Raw genomic sequence first — 16582 nt, forward strand, 5'->3', positions numbered from 1 at the left:
CGAGTGCCACCGGCCGAGTTGCTGCCACTGCGATCTCCTGGAGGTTTGAATTACGATCGTACTTTATCGTATGAACGTAATACCATGATGGCGATGCGCGCAAGCCGCGCTTCGAAGGCGCGAAGGAGGGCGTGGTGAGGTACGGCAAGGAGCACAAGCTGGCGACGCGTCAGCGGATCGTCGAAACAGCGGGCCGCCGATTCAAGCGCACCGGCATCGACGGCTCAGGCGTGGCCACCCTGATGGGTGACGCGGGCCTGACCAACGGCGCCTTCTATGCCCACTTCGAATCGAAGGACCAGTTGGTCGCCACTGCGATCACCGACCAACTGCGCAGGCAGGCAGTATCTTTCGGCACATATCCCGGCGACCGCGCGGGACTCGAGCAGTTCATCCGCGAGTACCTGTCCAGCGAGCATCGGGACAACCCCGCCGAAGGATGCCCGTCCGCTGCGCTCCTCGACGAGATCGGACGCTGCTCCGAGAGCACGAAATCGGCATTCACCGACGGCCTGATGGTCGTCATCGACGATATCGCCACTCGCATTGCGCCGGACGACCCGCAGTCGGGACGGGTGAAGGCGCTCAGCGTCTTCGCCTCGATGGTGGGGTCCATGCAACTGGCCAGGGCGTTGAGCGACCGACAGCTGTCCGACGCGGTCCTCGAGCAGGGCGTGCGGAACGCCATCGCACTCATTCAATTGGCCGGACCAGCAGCCGAAATGACGAGAGAACCTGCCACGCGATGATCGTGTAAACACTGGTCCGCTCCAACACCGCACCCGGCAGGACGGTCGTCACCGACGTCGTCGACGCGATCGCCAACAGGACGAAGCTCAGCAGGCCGAGCGTGGCCAGCCCGATCGAGGCGGCCCGGTAGTGATGCGACGCGCCGGCCAGCGCTGATCCGGCCAGGATCGCGACGTTGCCGCCGACGATGGCCAGGACTGCCGCCGAGACGTGCAACCACGGGATGCCCGCCGCTCCACTCGGCACGATCGCGACCACGATGTTGCCGACCGCGTTGGCTGCGGCGCAGCTCACGAAGAAGCGCCCCCTGCCCTTGATGTGCGCGGCCCGCGCCAACAGCACTGCACCTGCCAGGAACAGCGATCCCTGCACGACGAACGCGGAGTTCATCAGTGGGCTCAGCGGCGAGTCGGGCCGCCCGAGATCGCTGATGTAGTCGTGGCCATACCGGTAGCCCGGGAGGGCAGCGGCGGTGATGGCCTCCAGAGTCAGATAGGCGATCCCCGCGGCCAGCCAGCACGCGGCCGCGCTCCTGGTGCTCAGCTCGACACCTCAGGCCGTCGAGGCGAAACACCCAGTGCCACCGTGAGTTCCAGAACCATCCTCGGATCGTCGAGCCGGTCACCGTACAGCTCACGCAGCTGAGTCATGCGGTAACGCACCGTCTGCGCGTGCACGAAGAGGTCGGCGGCGACGGCGTCGCGTCGACCCTGGTGAAGCAGCCACGATCTCAGGGTCTCGGCCAGCCGCTCCGCGGTGGTCGCCCGCAACTCCGCCAACGGCGCCAAGGCATGGCGGCGCAGATCGTCGGCCGCCTCGCGATCGGCGGTCAGGACCAGCTCGACGAGGTGATCGTCCGTGTCAATGACGTCCTCGGCGTCGGCGCCGCTCAGGTCGCGGGCCCGCAGCGCCCGCCGATACGACGATTCGACGAGCAACCACGGCCGCGCTGGTCCCACCAACGCCCGCCTGCCCTGTAGCGCCGACCGCAGTTGAGCTCGGTGGCGGCCGTCCAGATCGGGGACCAACAACACCGCCAACGACTCCACGGATTCGACTCCCGGCAGATCCTCGCTGAGCTGTAACGTCGACTGCCCGAATCGTGCTGTCAGACCACGAGTTTGGGCCTCGGCGACCAGCACCGCAGTCAGCGTGCCCGGCGGCTGCCAGTCGGCCTTCTCGGCGCTGGCCCGCAGGGTGTCGGCAGGCTCACCGGCGAGCAGCTGCCTGGCCAGTCGCTCGAGGTAGCGCTGCCGCACCCGTCCCGTGGTCGCGAGTTCGTCGGCATGCCCGGCGACGCTGGACGCCGACAGTTCGTCGATGAACGCGAACACCAGCTCGGCGAATCGTGCCACGGTCTCGGCGGTGAGTCCGGCAGCGACGGCGGTGGCGGACAGTTCGCGCCACGCCACCCGGGCTCCGACGCGGTACGCCGACAGCAGCGCGTCCATCGAGCGACCCTGGCGTGCCTCGCCGCGACCCAACTCGTAGGCCCCGTCGAGGGCGGGTGACAGGGTTTCAGCGGGATCCGAGTCATGCGCGCGTACCGCAAGGCGCAGGAACGCGCCGAGCGCCATCTGAACCGCGTTCTCGATGTTCTGGCCCATGCGGCCGCTGAATGCGCGGGCATAACTCGGCACCTCGACCGTCACGGCGGTCACGGTGCGTTCGGCCATCCGCGGCAAGATGGCCTGTAACTCGGCGACGACCTCGTCGGAGAGCTCCAGACCGGTGAAGCGGAGCGCAGGTTCGGACAAAACTATTCCTTGCGAACAATTTATAGCGAGATATTCACGCTGGTCAGTCAAGAGTTTATACCTCGACCTCAGCCAGAGTGGACTCATGACGACGACAGCACCCCGCCCGACAGCAGTCGGCGCGCTAAGGGAGCGCGTCATGAAGTTCGCCGAACGGGTCACCACTCCCTTGGTCCCTGCCGACTACCTCGACGTCATCGACCCCTTGCGCTCCAGCGCCGACCTCCGTGGCCGCATCATCGCGATCCATCCCGAGACCCGCGATGCCGTCAGCGTGGTGATCAAACCCGGACGCGGCTGGCGCGGCCACACTCCCGGCCAGTACGTGCGGATCGGGATCGACGTCGACGGTGTGCGCCAGTGGCGGGCGTACTCCTTGACCTCGGAGGCCTCCAGGCCTGACGGCTGCATCGCGATCACCGTGAAGGCCATCCCGGACGGCAAGGTCAGCAACCACCTGGTCCGCCGGACCACCGTGGGCACAATCGTCCAACTCGACCAGGCCGCAGGCGAATTCACCCTCGGCGAGCAGGCCCCGTCGAAGATCCTCTTCCTCACCGCGGGCAGCGGTGTCACTCCCGTCATGGGAATGCTGCGCAACATGGCCGACCAGCACTGCGACGTCATCGTGGTGCACTCGGCGCCCACCGCCGACGACGTGATCTTCGGCGAGGAGCTCCGCATGATGGCCCGTCAGGGCCGGATCCGGTTGATGGAGAAGCACACCGACACCGACGGAATGCTCGACGTCGCCAAGCTCGACGAGTTGGTCGACGACTTCGCCGAGAGGCAGACCTGGGCCTGTGGTCCCGCTGGCATGCTCGATGCCCTCGAGACCCGCTGGGCGGACGATGACATCGCCGATCGACTGCACACCGAGCGCTTCCGCCCGACCATCATCACCGCAGGCGACGGCGGCCAAGTCACGTTCTCGAAGTCCAGCACCGTCGTCGCTGCCGGTGGCGCCGAAACCCTGCTCGACGCCGGTGAAGCCGCAGGCGTCCTGATGCCATCGGGATGCCGGATGGGCATCTGCTTCGGCTGCGTGGTGCCGCTGCGACAAGGCGCCGTGCGCGATCTGCGCACCGGCGACGTCACCACGGCAGCCGCCGGCGACAACGTCCAGATCCAGACCTGCGTCTCCGCCGCCGCGGGTTCTTGCGATATCGACCTTTGATTTCAAGGAGATTCGAATGACCACTGCTCAAATCGACACCAATGCCACGACCGCCCACCTCACTGCCGAGGACGTCGAGAACCTCGGTCGCGAGCTCGATGCCATCCGCGAGCAGATCATCGCCAGCCGCGGCGAGCGCGACGCGGCCTACATCCGCAAGGTCATCGACGGGCAGCGCAAGCTGGAACTCACCAGCCGTGGCGTACTGCTCTTCTCACTGTTCCCGCCGGCCTGGATCGCAGGCACCATCGGACTGTCGATCTCGAAGATCGTCGAGAACATGGAGATCGGCCACAACGTGATGCACGGTCAGTGGGACTGGATGCGCGACTCCAAGATCCACTCGACCACCTGGGAGTGGGACAACGCCTCACCCTCGGACATGTGGAAGCACTCCCACAACGAGGTTCACCACACTTACACCAACGTCCGCGGCAAGGATCACGACCTGGGCTACGGCATCATGCGGGTTGACGAGAATCAGAAGTGGATGCCCTTCTACCTCGCCCAGCCGCTGTGGAACTTCATCAACGCCTGCATGTTCCAGTACGGCATCGCGGCATACGACCTCGAAATCGGCAAGTACCTCAAGGGCCGTACCGACAAGGACGAGTTCCGCGCCCAGGCCAAGAAGGTGCTCGCCAAGGTCCGCAAGCACGCGACGCGCGACTACGTGCTGCATCCGCTGCTGTCGGGCCCGTCGGCCGTGAGCACCCTGACCGCCAACCTGACGGCGAACCTGGTGCGCAACCTGTGGACGCACTCGGTCATCATGTGCGGCCACTTCCCCGAGGGCGTGCAGACCTTCGAGAAGACCTCGATCGACGGTGAGACCCGCGGCGAGTGGTACCTGCGCCAGATGCTCGGCTCGGCCAACATCTCGGGAAGCCAGCTGCTGCACTTCATGTCTGGCAATCTGTCGTTCCAGATCGAGCACCACCTGTTCCCCGATCTGCCGAGCAACCGCTACCAGGAGATCGCCCCCAAGGTGCAGGAGCTGTTCGAGCGCTACGGTCTGACCTACACCACGGGTTCGCTGCCCAGGCAGGTGGCGTCGGCGTGGAAGAAGGTCTTCAAGCTGTCGCTGCCGAACGACTTCAAGCTCTCCGACCTCGCGCGCAAGGCCACCTCCGCGGTCGCCCCCACCGCCGTCACGCACGCGGTCTTCGGCAAGCCGGCGTCATCCGACGTCGACGACGAAGCCGCCGCCTAGCCTCCCCCCTTCGCGATTTGTGTGCATCTAGCGGTGGTGACCGCCGGTAGATGCACACAAGTCGCATGGGGAAACGGAAAAAGATAGCGAGCACTCGCAATCTTATGCTAGCTTCGGAGCATGCCCTACGACGTGATCGTGCGAAACGGCCTGTGGTTCGACGGGACCGGCGCCGCGCCGCTGGTCAGGACGCTCGGGGTGCGCGACGGCACGGTGGCGGCGGTGTCCGCCGAGCCACTCGACGAGACCGGTTGCCCCGACGTCATCGACGCGGACGGCAAGTGGATCGTGCCCGGCTTCATCGACGTGCATACCCACTACGACGCGGAGGTCCTTCTCGATCCCGGCCTGCGGGAGTCGGTCCGGCACGGCGTCACGACGGTGCTGCTCGGCAATTGCTCGCTGTCCGCGATCTACGCCGACAACGAGGACGCCGCCGACCTGTTCAGCCGCGTGGAGGCCGTGCCGCGTGAGTTCGTGCTCGGCGCGCTGAACGACAAGAAGACCTGGACGACCGCCGCCGAGTACGTCGCGGCCCTCGACGCCCTTCCCCTCGGGCCCAACATCAGTTCGCTGCTTGGCCATTCGGACCTGCGCACCTCGGTGCTCGGCCTCGGCCGCGCGACCGACGAGACCACCAGGCCAACACACCCGCGGAGCTTGACTCGATGGCCGCAAGGCTCGGCGAAGCGCTCGACGCAGGCCTTCTCGGCATGTCGGGCATGGACTCGGCGATCGACAAGCTCGACGGTGACCGCTACCGTTCGCGCGGCCTGCCGTCGACCTTTGCCACCTGGCGCGAGCGCCGCAAACTCATTGCCGTACTTCGCAAACGCCGCCGGATACTGCAAAGCGCACCCGATGTGGCCCGACCGTGGACTGCACTGCTGTTCTTCCTGTCGAGCAGCCGGATGCTCGGCCGCCGACACGGGGTCAGGATGAGCCTGTTGGTGTCCGCGGATTCCAAGGCGGCACCGGGTGCCGTCGGCGTCTTCGGCAGGGGCACCCGGCTGCTCAACGCAGCGCTGGGCGCCAGTGTCCGGTTCCAGCACCTTCCCGTCCCGTTCGAGTTGTACTCCGACGGCATCGATCTGCCGGTCTTCGAGGAGTTCGGCGCGGGCACCGCCGCGCTGCACCTGCGCGACCAACTAGAGCGCAACGAGCTTCTGGCCGACGTCGAGTACCGCCGCGAATTCCGGCGCGAGTTCGACCGCAGGAAACTCGGACCGACACTGTGGCACCGCGACCTCCATGACGCCGTCATCGTGGAGTGCCCCGATAAGACCTTGATAGGCAAGAGCTTTGGGCGCATCGCCGACGACCGCGCCCTGCACCCACTGGATGCCTTCCTCGACGTCCTCGTCGAGAACGGTGAACGCAACGTCCGCTGGACGACGACCGTCGCCAACCACCGTCGGCGCCAGCTCGACAAGCTCGCGACGGAATCGACCGTCCACATGGGGTTCTCCGACGCCGGCGCCCATCTGCGCAACATGGCGTTCTACAACTACGCGTTGCGACTACTCAAGCGCGCGCTCGTCGCCGAGCGGGCCGGGCACCCGTTCATCACCATCGAGCACGCGGTACACCGGCTGACAGCCGAGGTGGCCGACTGGTTCGGCCTCGACGCCGGAACTCTCCGCAAGGGGGACAGCGCCGACTTCGTCGTGATCGACCCAGCAGGCCTCGACGACGCCGTCGATGGCTACCACGAGGAGCGGGTTCCGTTCTACGGCGGACTGAGCCGCATGGTCAACCGCAACGACGGCGCCGTGGTCGCGACCGCCGTGAACGGCCAAGTGGTCTACCGCAGTGGCCAATTCCGGGACGGCTACGGGCAGACCGCCAAATCCGGCAGGTTCCTGCGGGCGGCTGCCACCCGGCCGACGGCCCACGCAGCCGCCGGGCGCTGAGGTGGCAAGAACCCAGCAGGAGCGTCGCGAGGAAACCGTTGCCCGACTGCTCGATGCGAGCATCGCCACGATCATCGACGTCGGATATGCCAGGGCCTCGGCCGCGGTGATCACGCGACGCGCGGGGCTGTCCGGAGGCGCGCTGTTCAGGCACTTCGAGACCATGGGCGACTTCATGGCGGCGACGGCATACGAGGTGATGCGCCGCCAGCTGGACGCCTTCGGAAAACAGGTCGCCGAGATTCCACCCAACCAGCCCGCTCTCGAGGGCGTGCTCAACACCATGAGGGACGTCACCGGCAACGACACCAACGTCGTGATGTACGAGCTCCTGATTGCGGCCCGCACCGATGAAAGGCTCAGGGCCACTTTGCAGGACGTACTGCGGGAGTACAGCACTCGGATCTTGGACAGCGCGCGCGCACTTCCGACAGCCGACCAGTATCCCGAGGGGACACTCGCCGCCGTCGTGGCCCTGCTGACCAACGCGTTCGATGGTGCCGCCATCGTGCGCCCCGTGCTTGCGCAGCCCGAGATCGAGGCGGGGCGCATCCCACTGCTCATGGCACTGCTCAGCCCAACCGATCGGAGTCACGATGCCTGACCGCATCCTCGAGTTCACCAACGACGGCTTCACGTTCCCGGTGACAGACGAGGGCCCGCTCGACGGCGAAGTCGTCGTTCTGCTGCACGGCTTCCCGCAGACGTCGAAGTCGTGGGATGCGGTGTGCGCCCGACTGAACGAGTCGGGGTATCGGACGCTGAGGTTCGACCAGCGGGGCTACGCGCCTGCCGCGCGGCCGCGGGGACGTCGACCCTATCGATTGAGCGCCTTGACCGGCGACGTCGCGGCACTGGTCGACGAGGTCGGTTCGCCGGTGCACCTGGTTGGGCACGACTGGGGGTCCGCCGTAGCGTGGGCGACGGCCGCGAGCAAGCCGGCGCTGCTGAAGTCGCTGACCGCCGTCTCGGTGGGACATCCCGCGGCGTTCCAACGTTCCATGCTCAGCAGTACTCAAGCACTCCGCTCGTATTACATGCTGCTGTTCCAGATTCCGAGGGTGCCCGAGGCCGTCGCCCGCCGATACCCCAAGGTCTTCCACCGCTTCCTGTCCGCGTCCGGCATGACGGTCGAAGGCATCCAGGACGTGCAGACCGACGTCATCGACGGCGGCGCGCTGACCGGAGGCCTTGGCTGGTATCGCGCGATTGCATTCCAAGACAAGGCGAGCAGCGGAAAGGTCTCGGTGCCAACCACATACGTGTGGAGCACCAACGACGTCGCGCTCGGCCGCCGGGCTGCGGACTTGACCGAGCGCTACGTGACGGGCCCCTACCGGTTCGAGGCCGTCGATGGCTCGCACTGGATCCCCGAAGAGCAGCCGGATCTGCTCCACCGCCTGATCGTCGATCGGATCAACGGAAGCTAGCGAGCCCTGCACCGCATATCCGCAGGAAATTGGCGGTTGTAAATTCTCTGTTACGTCGATGTAACGGATAGAGTGTGGCCATGGACGACAGGTCGGTGTTCTTCGAGGTCGAGGCCCTGCGCGCCGACAGGTCGCGTCCGGTCCTGTCGCCCGCGTCGCTGGAGATTCACGTCCGCGTCGTCGACCACCTCGCCCATACGACGCGCTCGAACTTCATCGCCGACGGCGGACTGGACGGGCTCGCCCCCGGCCGGGTCACCACGATGGCGGCGGTCGAACTGTCTCTCGCCGGCTGGTGGCGCCGACTCGACGGCGGCTACCTGATCGTCGACCAGGAATTGATCGACGCGATGTCGCACAGCCCAATGTGGCGGCGCTTCGGCGCGGCTTGCCGGCGGCTGTGGAAGACGCTCAACAGCGAGACCGTCATTCCGCTGTAGGGGACCCGGAATCGGCCTGCATCGCCGATCCATGGCATGGGTGCTGTAAGAACTTGATATCACCGGTGATATCGCGTTTCCGGGGCATGTGGCGGGCGGGCGGCGGTGTCGGTGTGACGAATGAGGTTGAGCCGACGTTCGTGCCCGATTCCCGCCGGACGGTGTCGTGGCCGGTCGTCGGCGCCGGATACCTGGCGGCGGTGGCAGCGCTGCTCGCTCAGCACGCCCTGGTGCCCTTCGACGCGGAGCCGCACATGGGATTGCTCACCAATGGCGGGGATCTGGACGTCTATCGGCACGGTGGGCTCCAGGTGCTGCACGGCCAACCGCTCTACGCCGCGAAGGTGCCGCCGGGCGGCTGGTTCACCTACCCGCCCTTCGCCGCGCTCACCTTCGTCCCGCTGGCGATCCTGAACTTCGCCGTGGCCAAGGGACTGTGGATGCTGGTGTCCTTCGCCGCGCTGGTTGCGACGATCTGGCGCTGCGCCACCACGCTCGGCTGGCGGCCCGACCGACGGCTGGCCCTCCTAGGCGTGGCGCTGGCCTTCGTGGCGCTCGACGTCCAGGCGGTGCGGGGAACCCTGTGGCAGGGCCAGGTCAACCTGGTGCTGATGGCGCTCGTGGTGTGGGATCTGACGCGCCCCAACGATTCCCGATGGCGGGGCTGGTCCGTCGGTGTCGCGGCCGGGGTGAAGCTGACCGCCATCGTGTTCGTGCCGTATCTGCTGCTGACCCGGCAATGGCGCGCCGCGGCCACCGCCGTTGGGACCGCCGCGCTCACGGTAGCGCTGAGCTGGCTGATCCTGCCCGCGGATTCGGCCGACTACTGGTTGTACGCCGTCTTCCAGACCGACCGCATCGGTCCGCTGGCGCACGTCGGCAACTACTCGGTCGGCGGGGTGCTGGCCACCCTGTCAGCCCCCGCTTCGATGCCCACCGGGTGGTGGCTCGTCGGCGTCGCCCTCGTCGGCGTGCTTGGCTTCTGCGCGGCGCACCGGGCTGAACGGGTCGGACATCGGCTTCTGGCCATCACCATCGTCGGCCTGCTCTCCTGCACGGTGCCGCCACTTGCGTGGGGTCATCACTGGGTCTGGGTCGTGACCCTCCTAGCGGTGCTGCTCGATCGGGTCGCCCGCACCTCCGGCCATGTTCGCTGGGTGTGGGCTGCGGGTACCACCGCGGTCTACCTCGTGGTGTTCATGTGGTTCACCGCCTGGGTGTACCGCGAAGCGCAGAGCCTCGGTGCCGACCATCCGACTCACGCCGCGGCGATGGGCGCCGCCATCGACGAAATGACGAAATGGGACAGACTTCTCGTCGTTGCGACGCATCCCGCGCTCTTCGTGATCGTGGGGTGCGCCACCATCGTGCTGGCGCGGGGCCGGGCGGCCGCGCCGCCCGGCGGCCACATTAGGCTCGGGACATGAGCGTGCTGGACATGTTCCGTCTCGACGACAAGGTCGTCATCGTCACCGGTGCTTCGTCGGGACTGGGGGTGGCGTTCGCGCAGGCATGCGCGCAAGCCGGCGCCGACGTCGTGCTCGCAGCCCGGCGGGTCGAGAAGCTCGGCGACACCGCCGACTTGGTGAGGGCGGCCGGACGGCGGGCGCTCGTCGTACGGACCGACGTGACCGACCCCGACCAGTGTCAGTCGATGGTCGACGCGGCGGCGGCCGAATTCGGCCACGTCGACGTCCTGGTCAACAACGCCGGGGTTGGAACGGCCGTGCCTGCCACCCGCGAGACGCCCGAGGAGTTCCGCTCGGTCGTCGACATCAACCTGCACGGCTCCTACTGGGCGGCCCAAGCGTGCGCGCGGGTGATGAAACCGGGCAGTTCGATCGTCAACGTCTCGAGCATCCTCGGGCTCACCACGGCCGGACTCCCCCAGGCCGCATACAGCGCCAGCAAGGCTGCCATCGTGGGGCTGACTCGAGACCTGGCGCAGCAGTGGGGTTCTCGCAAGGGCATCCGCGTGAACGCGATCGCGCCGGGCTTCTTCAAGTCCGAGATGACCGATCAGTACAAGCCCGACTATCTCGAGTCGTTGAGCTCCCGGTTCGTCCTGCCCAGAATGGGTGACCCGGCCGAACTCGCCGCGTCGCTGGTCTGGTTGGCCTCCCCCGCCGCCGGTTACGTCACCGGCCAGACCATCGCCGTGGACGGCGGCGTCACGATCACCTAGCGGACTGGTCCCTGATGCAATAGTGGTGTCCCGACGATGAGTGACGAGCGGGCGTCGGGCGACCGTCGTTACTGAGTTTCGTCCTTCGCGACGGGCTCCAGGGACGCAGTGGTGTCGACGCCACGGTCGGTGGTCTTCATGAAGTCGTCGATGATCTCGGCGACCTCGTTGGGCGCCTCGACGTGCGCGAAGTGCCCGACTCCTGGCAGCACCTCCAGGCGGCTGCCCGGGCGGGCGGCCTGGGCGGCGTGGCCGTGCTCGACGGGAATGATCTCGTCGTCTTCACCCCAGATCGCCAACGTCGGCAGCTCCGAGCGGACGTGCAGCCGGTTCAGGGCGCTGACGGCCTGGCCGCGGTAGTCCACGACGGAGCGCAGGGTCCGCAGGAACGCGTCGCGCGTCGGGGCGTCCGAGAAGGACGAGTAGGCCCGCCAGATCTCGCTGGCCCGCGGTGCGCGCATCCCCGCCGAGGTGAACCACGAGCCGATCTTGTTGCCCACCTTCAGCACTGGAGATGGCGCAATGATCGGCAGAATGAATTCAGCTCCAGGGGCGGACAGCAGACGAAGGATCCAGCCCACGTCGGGTCCGAGCCCACCGCTGCTGATCAGGATCACGCGCTCGCAGTAGTCGGGATGCTGGTAGATGAACTGCATCGCCACCCCGCCGCCGAGCGAATGGCCGACGATCGTCGCCCTGGTGATGCCCAGCTCGTCGAGAAAGTCGCGCAACCAGACGGCGAACGCCCCGAGCGAATAGTCTCCGCGGGGTTTCGTGGATTGGCCGTGGCCGAGCAGATCCGGCGCCACCACCCGGTAGTCCTTGGCGAGACGCGGAATCAGCTCACGCCAGGCATCCGAGCTACCCGCCATGCCGTGAATGAGCAGGAGCACCTCACCGCTGCCCTCGTCACGGTAAGCAACCCGGTCTCCGTGCAGGTCGAGGAATTTGACTTCGTTCATCGTTGATCTCTCCCTCAGCGGGCGCGCTTCGCGAGCCGTTCCGGGTCGAGGATCAGCACGCTCTTGCCCTCGACCCGGATCCAGCCGCGCTGACCGAAGTCGGCGAGCGCTTTGTTGACCGTCTCGCGGGACGCACCGATCAGCTGGGCGATCTCCTCCTGAGTGAGGTCGTGCTTGACCCGCAGGGCATTGCCTTCCTGGGCGCCGAAGCGCTGCACCAGTTGCAACAGTTGCTTGGCGACGCGACCCGGCACGTCGGTGAAGATCAGGTCGCCGAGGTTGTTGTTGGTCCGGCGCAAACGCCGCGCCAGCACCCGCAGCAGCTGCTCGGCGATCTCGGGCCGACCTGCTATCCAGGCACGCAGCGCATCCCGATCCATCGACACCGCGTGTACCTGGGTGATCGTCGTGACGCTCGAGGTTCGCGGGCCCGGATCGAAGATCGCCAGCTCCCCGAACATGTCCGACGGTCCCAATATGGTGAGCAGATTCTCACGCCCGTCGGGGGCGCTGCGGACGATCTTCACCTTGCCCGACACGATGATGTACAGCCGATCGCCGGGCTCACCCTCGGCGAAGATCGTGTGTCCCCTTGGGAAGTCCACGGGCTGCAATTGGCTGATCAGAGCGGTTACCGCGGCGGGTTCGACGCCCTGGACGATTCCGGACCGCGCCAGGATGTCTTCCACGTCGCCTGGTTCGACCGCCGGCCTCACGATCGCCTCGAACGGTGGTGGGCTGCGGCAGTTTGCGGAAACATATCTGTGAGCGTGACGGGGCCTTTGCGTTTTGTAAAGCGTCGGGCACTTCGCCGAAAACGCGTCCTCATGTGCCCTCTCTTCGTTCGACGAGCGGGGCGAGCCGCGCGAGTGGCCAGTAGTGACACGCAGATCATCGAATTACGTGTCATAACTGGCCATTCGCCACCAGCACCCGTCGGTGATCAGACGTCGGTCGTCGTGTACCTGGTCTTGACCGGGGGTGCGGCCAGCAATGGCGGCAGATCGGTGATCGCGCCTTCGCCTGCGCGGAAGGCGCGGTACGCCTCGTCGGCCTCGACGGACTCCCAGATCTCGTAGATCACCCAGTGCGTTTCGTCGTCCGAGTCGACGAGCACGTCGGTGGTGAGGCTTCCGTCGAAGGCACGGGTCTTGACGAGCTCACGACGGAACACTTCGCGGGCCTCGGCGACCGACTCGGGCTTGAACTTCAGTTCGAGCAGGACGGTGACGGACATTGACGGTCTCCTGACTAGACGGCGAGTTCGATGGTGACGTCGCCGCCCAACGGGTCGGCATCGGACACCAGTGACCATGGTGCCCGATAGACGCGGCCAGGCGCAGCCGGCCATGGCGTGCGGCCCGTACCGATGGTGCGGCCGTCCTGGACGGCGCGCAGTTTCGGGGCTCGATGGTATTCGTCGACCCAGAACAGCAGATCGCCGCGCGGTGCGACACCGCCGTCGGCCGAGACGAGCTGCGGGGTCACCCACCGAAACGGCTGAGTGGCCCTCACCCGGATTCCCCGCGGCCCGGACCGTCCCTCCTTCAGCCATTCGGACACCTTCGGGGCGACGTGGCGGCCGTCGAGGGCGGCAGCGTCGGCGGTGTCCACCGGGTGCAGGAGATTGCCGATTGCGAACACCCCCGGTGCGCTGGTGCGCAGGCTCGCGTCGACGAGGGGCCCGCGGGTGCCGGAATCCATTGCCAGGCCTGCGGTTCTGGCCAGCTCGTGGTCGGGGATCCAGTCCCCGGTCGTGATGACGGTGTCGCATTCGATGGTCTGACGGGCCCCGGTGTCGACGTTCTCGACGACAACCGACCGCACCCGCTGCTTGCCCTCGATGCCGACCACCCGGCTGCGGGTGAGCACCGGTCCGCGAAGAAGGGCTCGTCCCGGGATGCGGAACGCGGCATACGCCTCGGAGTGCGGATGGAGACTCGTCATGGCGACTGTCGCACAACCGGATTCGCGCAACGTCAGCACCGCCGACCAACTGACCAGCTCTGCCCCGATGACCACTGCCCGCTTGCCGACGACGCCGTGGTGCACGTGGACCAGGTTCTGCAACTGGCCGGTGGTGTACACCCCGTCGGGGCGGTCACCGGGAATGAGCCTGGCCGCTCGCGGACGCTCGCGGGCGCCGGTGGCCAGCACGACGGCATCGGCCTCCAGGACGCGGCGTCCCCGCGGTGACGTGATCTCCATGGCACGTTCGCCGGACCATCCGGTCACCATGGCCTCGGTCTCCAGCAGCGCACCGGCGTCGCGGGCGGTGTCGGTCAGACGACGGGCGTATGCGGGGCCGGAGATGAAGCGCCTGAGATCGCGGATGCCGTAGCCGAGGTGATCGCTGTGCCTGGGAATGCCTCCGGTCTGGGCTTCGCGTTCGAGGACCACCACCTCGCCGTCGACCAGCTGGGCCAATGACGCGGCGGCGGTGAGCCCGGACGGTCCGCCGCCGATGACGGCTACGGCCACTCTTCGAATGGCGTTGGGCTGACCGGTCATTGAGCCGCCTCGAGTAGCGCCTGGGTGTGAGCACCGCAGTAGAAGCCCTGGCAACGGCCGTTCATGACGCGGGTGCGCCGGCGCAGCCCGTCGAGGTCACGCGGCGGGATGGGCGAGTCGAACGCGTCGCGGATCTCGCCGGCGGTGACGCGTTCGCAGAAGCACACGATGCGGCCGTAGTCCGGGTCGTCGGCGATGCGCGCCGCGTCCTCGTACGGTCTGGTGCCCGCTTCACCGATGTAGGGCATCCGCGGCGGCAGTGGCAGGTCGGTGCGTGGAGTCAGGTCGAGGTCGGTGTCGGCCAGTAACTCCAGAATGTGTTCCGCCACCGCCATTCCCGACGTGAGGCCCGTGGACCGGATGCCACCGACCAGGACGTAGCGCTGATTCTCGTCGACGTCGATGAGGTAGTCGTCGTGGTCGGTCGCGGCGCGCAGGCCCGCATACGTCGCGGTGACCTCCTCGTCGAACAGCGTCGGCATCAGCGCCCGGCCCTTGCCAAGCAGGAAGTCGAAGCCCTGCTCCGAGGTGCCGGTGGCGGTGCGGTCGGTCAGGTTCTCCGACGTCGGGCCCACCATCACGTTGCCGTAGATGGTCGGGCTGACCAACACCCCCTTGCCGCGGGACGAGGGCACGGCCAGCACGATGCACGGCACCATCGGCCGGGCCAGCTTGTCGAACACCAGCAGCTCGCCGCGCCGCGGCGTGACGGTGAAGCGCTGGTAGCCGAACTTGGCGTCGAGGTGGTCGGCGCCAAGGCCCGCGGCGTTGATCACCCAGCGCGCGTTGACGTCACCCCGCGTCGTGACGACGGTGGTGTGGTCCGGATGGGCGGTGACGTCGGTGACCTCTGCGCCGCGCCGCAGGTCGACGCCGCGTCGTACGGCGTCGGTGGCGAGCGCCAGGTTCGTCGTCCAGGTGCAGATGATCGCCTCACCGGGCACGGTCAGACCGGCCAGCGCGCCGGGTCCGAGTTCGGGGACACGACGGTAGACCTCGCCCGCGCCGACGATTTCGCACGCGTCGTACCCGTTGCGCTCGGCCTTGTCCTTGAGCTTGGGCAGAGCGTCGCGCTCTTCGTCGGTCCACGCCACCAGCAGCGCGCCGGTGCGCTCGACGGGAATGCCCACCTGTTCGGCATATTCACCGAGTAGGTGGTAGCCGCGGGCGACCAGTCGGGACTCCAGCGTGCCTGGGGTGGCGTCGAAACCGGTGTGCAGCAGGGCCGTGTTGGCCTTGCTGGTGCCGTCGCCGACGTCGTCGCGACCCTCGACCAGGGTCACGGTCAGGCCGGTCCCCGCGAGGGCGCGGGCGATGGCACTTCCGACGATCCCGGCTCCGATCACGACGACGTCGCGGATCTCGTTCGGGGCGTTCACGATTGGACTCCCTCGCGGGAGAGGACCGCGTCGGCGGCCCTTCGCCACCTGGCCAGGTGCTCAGCCGCGCGGTCGTCCGACCAGACGGGCTCGTAGGTGTGTTGTGGTGTCCACGTGCCGACGACCTCGGCCGGGCTGAGTGTCTCCTCGAGCGCGAGGCGGGCGCAGGCCGCCGCGCCGAGCGGGGTGGCATGGGCGGACGGGTATACCTCGACGGGGATGCGGGCGAGGTCGGCCTGCGCTTGCATCAGGACCGCCGAGCGGGTCAGCCCGCCGTCGACCCGAAGCCGTGTCAAGGGCTGGCCCAGGTCACTGGCGACCAGATCGGCCAGGCACGCGACCTGCGCTGCGATCCCCTCCAGCAGCGCACGGACCAGGTGCCCGCGTCCGCTGCTGAGGGTCATGCCGGTGAACGACGCGGTTGCCTGCGCGTCCCACCAGGGCGCGGCCAGCCCGGCGAGCGCAGGCACGCACAGCACGCCTGCGGAATCGGTCGCCGCCACCGCGTCCAACTGGTCGGCGGCGGGTACCAGCCCAAGATCGATGGCCCAGCGCACGGCTGACGCCGCGGTGTAGACCTGACCGTCCGCGCAGTACGAGGTGCGGTCCCGCAGGCGCCAGGCCACCGAGGTGGTCAGACCGGCTCCGGAGCGCGTGGCGTTGTCTCCGAGCTGAGCGAGCAGGAAGGCGCCGGTCCCGAAGGTGCACTTCGCCGCACCGGGCTCGAGACAACTCTCGGCGAGCAACGCGGCCTGCTGGTCGACGATCAGTCCGGCGACCGGTATCGCGCTGGTTCCGAAAGCGGTTGTCTCACCTATGATCTGGTCACAGGAAGCCAGGTCGGGCAGCTCTTCGTCGCCTAGCC

At 67.5% G+C, this 16582-nt stretch carries 16 protein-coding genes and 1 pseudogene; 9 read left to right on the forward strand and 8 right to left on the reverse strand.

The genetic code is table 11. The annotated features are described in order from the left end of the window. Positions 1 to 134: 134 nt before the first annotated feature. On the forward strand, positions 135 to 749 hold the full coding sequence (locus ACRDUX_RS25720) for a TetR/AcrR family transcriptional regulator (protein WP_526417830.1): 615 nt from the start codon (positions 135 to 137) through the stop codon (positions 747 to 749). Here the strand turns inward: ACRDUX_RS25720 and ACRDUX_RS25725 are convergent. Next, positions 694 to 1293 (reverse strand): DUF998 domain-containing protein, encoded by a 600-nt coding sequence (locus ACRDUX_RS25725; RefSeq protein WP_526417859.1) that lies wholly within the window; start codon positions 1291 to 1293, stop codon positions 694 to 696. The genes ACRDUX_RS25720 and ACRDUX_RS25725 overlap by 56 nt on opposite strands. Further along, positions 1290 to 2507 (reverse strand): PucR family transcriptional regulator, encoded by a 1218-nt coding sequence (locus ACRDUX_RS25730; RefSeq protein ID WP_526417832.1) that lies wholly within the window; start codon positions 2505 to 2507, stop codon positions 1290 to 1292. Before ACRDUX_RS25730 ends, ACRDUX_RS25725 begins: the two co-directional genes overlap by 4 nt. Positions 2508 to 2592: 85 nt before the next feature. On the opposite strand from ACRDUX_RS25730, the gene ACRDUX_RS25735 reads away from it, so the two are divergent. The 8 genes and pseudogenes from ACRDUX_RS25735 to ACRDUX_RS25770 all read left to right on the forward strand — a co-directional run bounded on the left by ACRDUX_RS25735 (position 2593) and on the right by ACRDUX_RS25770 (position 10865). Next, positions 2593 to 3684, forward strand: a complete 1092-nt coding sequence (locus ACRDUX_RS25735) for a ferredoxin reductase (RefSeq protein ID WP_526417834.1) — start codon at positions 2593 to 2595, stop codon at positions 3682 to 3684. Positions 3685 to 3700: 16 nt separating this feature from the next. Further along, a complete protein-coding gene (locus tag ACRDUX_RS25740; RefSeq protein ID WP_526417835.1) occupies positions 3701 to 4897 on the forward strand; it encodes a fatty acid desaturase family protein in 1197 nt (398 codons plus the stop codon). A 120-nt stretch (positions 4898 to 5017) separates the two neighbouring features. Next, positions 5018 to 6810 (forward strand): annotated as a pseudogene (locus ACRDUX_RS25745) (N-acyl-D-amino-acid deacylase family protein). Between the two features lies 1 nt (position 6811). After that, entirely contained in the window at positions 6812 to 7414 is a 603-nt protein-coding gene (locus ACRDUX_RS25750; RefSeq protein ID WP_526417837.1) for a TetR/AcrR family transcriptional regulator, read from the forward strand. Further along, positions 7407 to 8240: an alpha/beta fold hydrolase gene (locus tag ACRDUX_RS25755; RefSeq protein WP_526417839.1), complete on the forward strand. Its 834-nt coding sequence runs from the start codon at positions 7407 to 7409 to the stop codon at positions 8238 to 8240. The genes ACRDUX_RS25750 and ACRDUX_RS25755 overlap by 8 nt, the downstream gene beginning before the upstream one ends. An 80-nt stretch (positions 8241 to 8320) precedes the next feature. Beyond that, entirely contained in the window at positions 8321 to 8680 is a 360-nt protein-coding gene (locus ACRDUX_RS25760) for a hypothetical protein (RefSeq protein ID WP_526417841.1), read from the forward strand. 113 nt (positions 8681 to 8793) lie between these two features. Beyond that, positions 8794 to 10107, forward strand: coding sequence for a glycosyltransferase 87 family protein (locus tag ACRDUX_RS25765; protein ID WP_526417843.1), 1314 nt, complete (start codon positions 8794 to 8796; stop codon positions 10105 to 10107). Next, on the forward strand, positions 10104 to 10865 hold the full coding sequence (locus tag ACRDUX_RS25770) for an SDR family NAD(P)-dependent oxidoreductase (protein WP_526417845.1): 762 nt from the start codon (positions 10104 to 10106) through the stop codon (positions 10863 to 10865). Before ACRDUX_RS25765 ends, ACRDUX_RS25770 begins: the two co-directional genes overlap by 4 nt. A 68-nt stretch (positions 10866 to 10933) precedes the next feature. Here the strand turns inward: ACRDUX_RS25770 and ACRDUX_RS25775 are convergent, their stop codons facing one another. From ACRDUX_RS25775 to ACRDUX_RS25800, 6 genes are all read right to left on the reverse strand, one after another. Continuing rightward, positions 10934 to 11827, reverse strand: coding sequence for an alpha/beta fold hydrolase (locus ACRDUX_RS25775; RefSeq protein ID WP_526417847.1), 894 nt, complete (start codon positions 11825 to 11827; stop codon positions 10934 to 10936). A 14-nt stretch (positions 11828 to 11841) separates the two neighbouring features. After that, a complete protein-coding gene (locus ACRDUX_RS25780) occupies positions 11842 to 12516 on the reverse strand; it encodes a Crp/Fnr family transcriptional regulator (RefSeq protein WP_526417849.1) in 675 nt (224 codons plus the stop codon). A 254-nt stretch (positions 12517 to 12770) separates the two neighbouring features. After that, a complete protein-coding gene (locus ACRDUX_RS25785; protein WP_526417851.1) occupies positions 12771 to 13064 on the reverse strand; it encodes a putative quinol monooxygenase in 294 nt (97 codons plus the stop codon). Between the two features lie 14 nt (positions 13065 to 13078). Further along, on the reverse strand, positions 13079 to 14338 hold the full coding sequence (locus tag ACRDUX_RS25790) for an NAD(P)/FAD-dependent oxidoreductase (RefSeq protein WP_526417853.1): 1260 nt from the start codon (positions 14336 to 14338) through the stop codon (positions 13079 to 13081). Continuing rightward, on the reverse strand, positions 14335 to 15717 hold the full coding sequence (locus ACRDUX_RS25795) for an NAD(P)/FAD-dependent oxidoreductase (RefSeq protein WP_526417855.1): 1383 nt from the start codon (positions 15715 to 15717) through the stop codon (positions 14335 to 14337). Before ACRDUX_RS25795 ends, ACRDUX_RS25790 begins: the two co-directional genes overlap by 4 nt. Then, a partial coding sequence (locus ACRDUX_RS25800; RefSeq protein WP_526417857.1) for an FGGY-family carbohydrate kinase occupies positions 15714 to 16582 on the reverse strand: 869 nt, incomplete at its 5' end. The genes ACRDUX_RS25795 and ACRDUX_RS25800, both read right to left, overlap by 4 nt.

It is taken from the genome of Mycobacterium sp., assembly GCF_050701675.1.
GTDB lineage: Bacteria > Actinomycetota > Actinomycetes > Mycobacteriales > Mycobacteriaceae > Mycobacterium.

Bases quoted from the DNA above. Each gene is read 5' to 3' on its own strand.
- ACRDUX_RS25775 (WP_526417847.1), bottom strand. From the start codon at position 11,827: ATGAACGAAGTCAAATTCCTCGACCTGCACGGAGACCGGGTTGCTTAC.
- ACRDUX_RS25735 (WP_526417834.1), top strand. From the start codon at position 2,593: ATGACGACGACAGCACCCCGCCCGACAGCAGTCGGCGCGCTAAGGGAG.
- ACRDUX_RS25770 (WP_526417845.1), top strand. From the start codon at position 10,104: ATGAGCGTGCTGGACATGTTCCGTCTCGACGACAAGGTCGTCATCGTC.
- ACRDUX_RS25790 (WP_526417853.1), bottom strand. From the start codon at position 14,338: ATGACCGGTCAGCCCAACGCCATTCGAAGAGTGGCCGTAGCCGTCATC.
- ACRDUX_RS25760 (WP_526417841.1), top strand. From the start codon at position 8,321: ATGGACGACAGGTCGGTGTTCTTCGAGGTCGAGGCCCTGCGCGCCGAC.
- ACRDUX_RS25755 (WP_526417839.1), top strand. From the start codon at position 7,407: ATGCCTGACCGCATCCTCGAGTTCACCAACGACGGCTTCACGTTCCCG.
- ACRDUX_RS25785 (WP_526417851.1), bottom strand. From the start codon at position 13,064: ATGTCCGTCACCGTCCTGCTCGAACTGAAGTTCAAGCCCGAGTCGGTC.
- ACRDUX_RS25740 (WP_526417835.1), top strand. From the start codon at position 3,701: ATGACCACTGCTCAAATCGACACCAATGCCACGACCGCCCACCTCACT.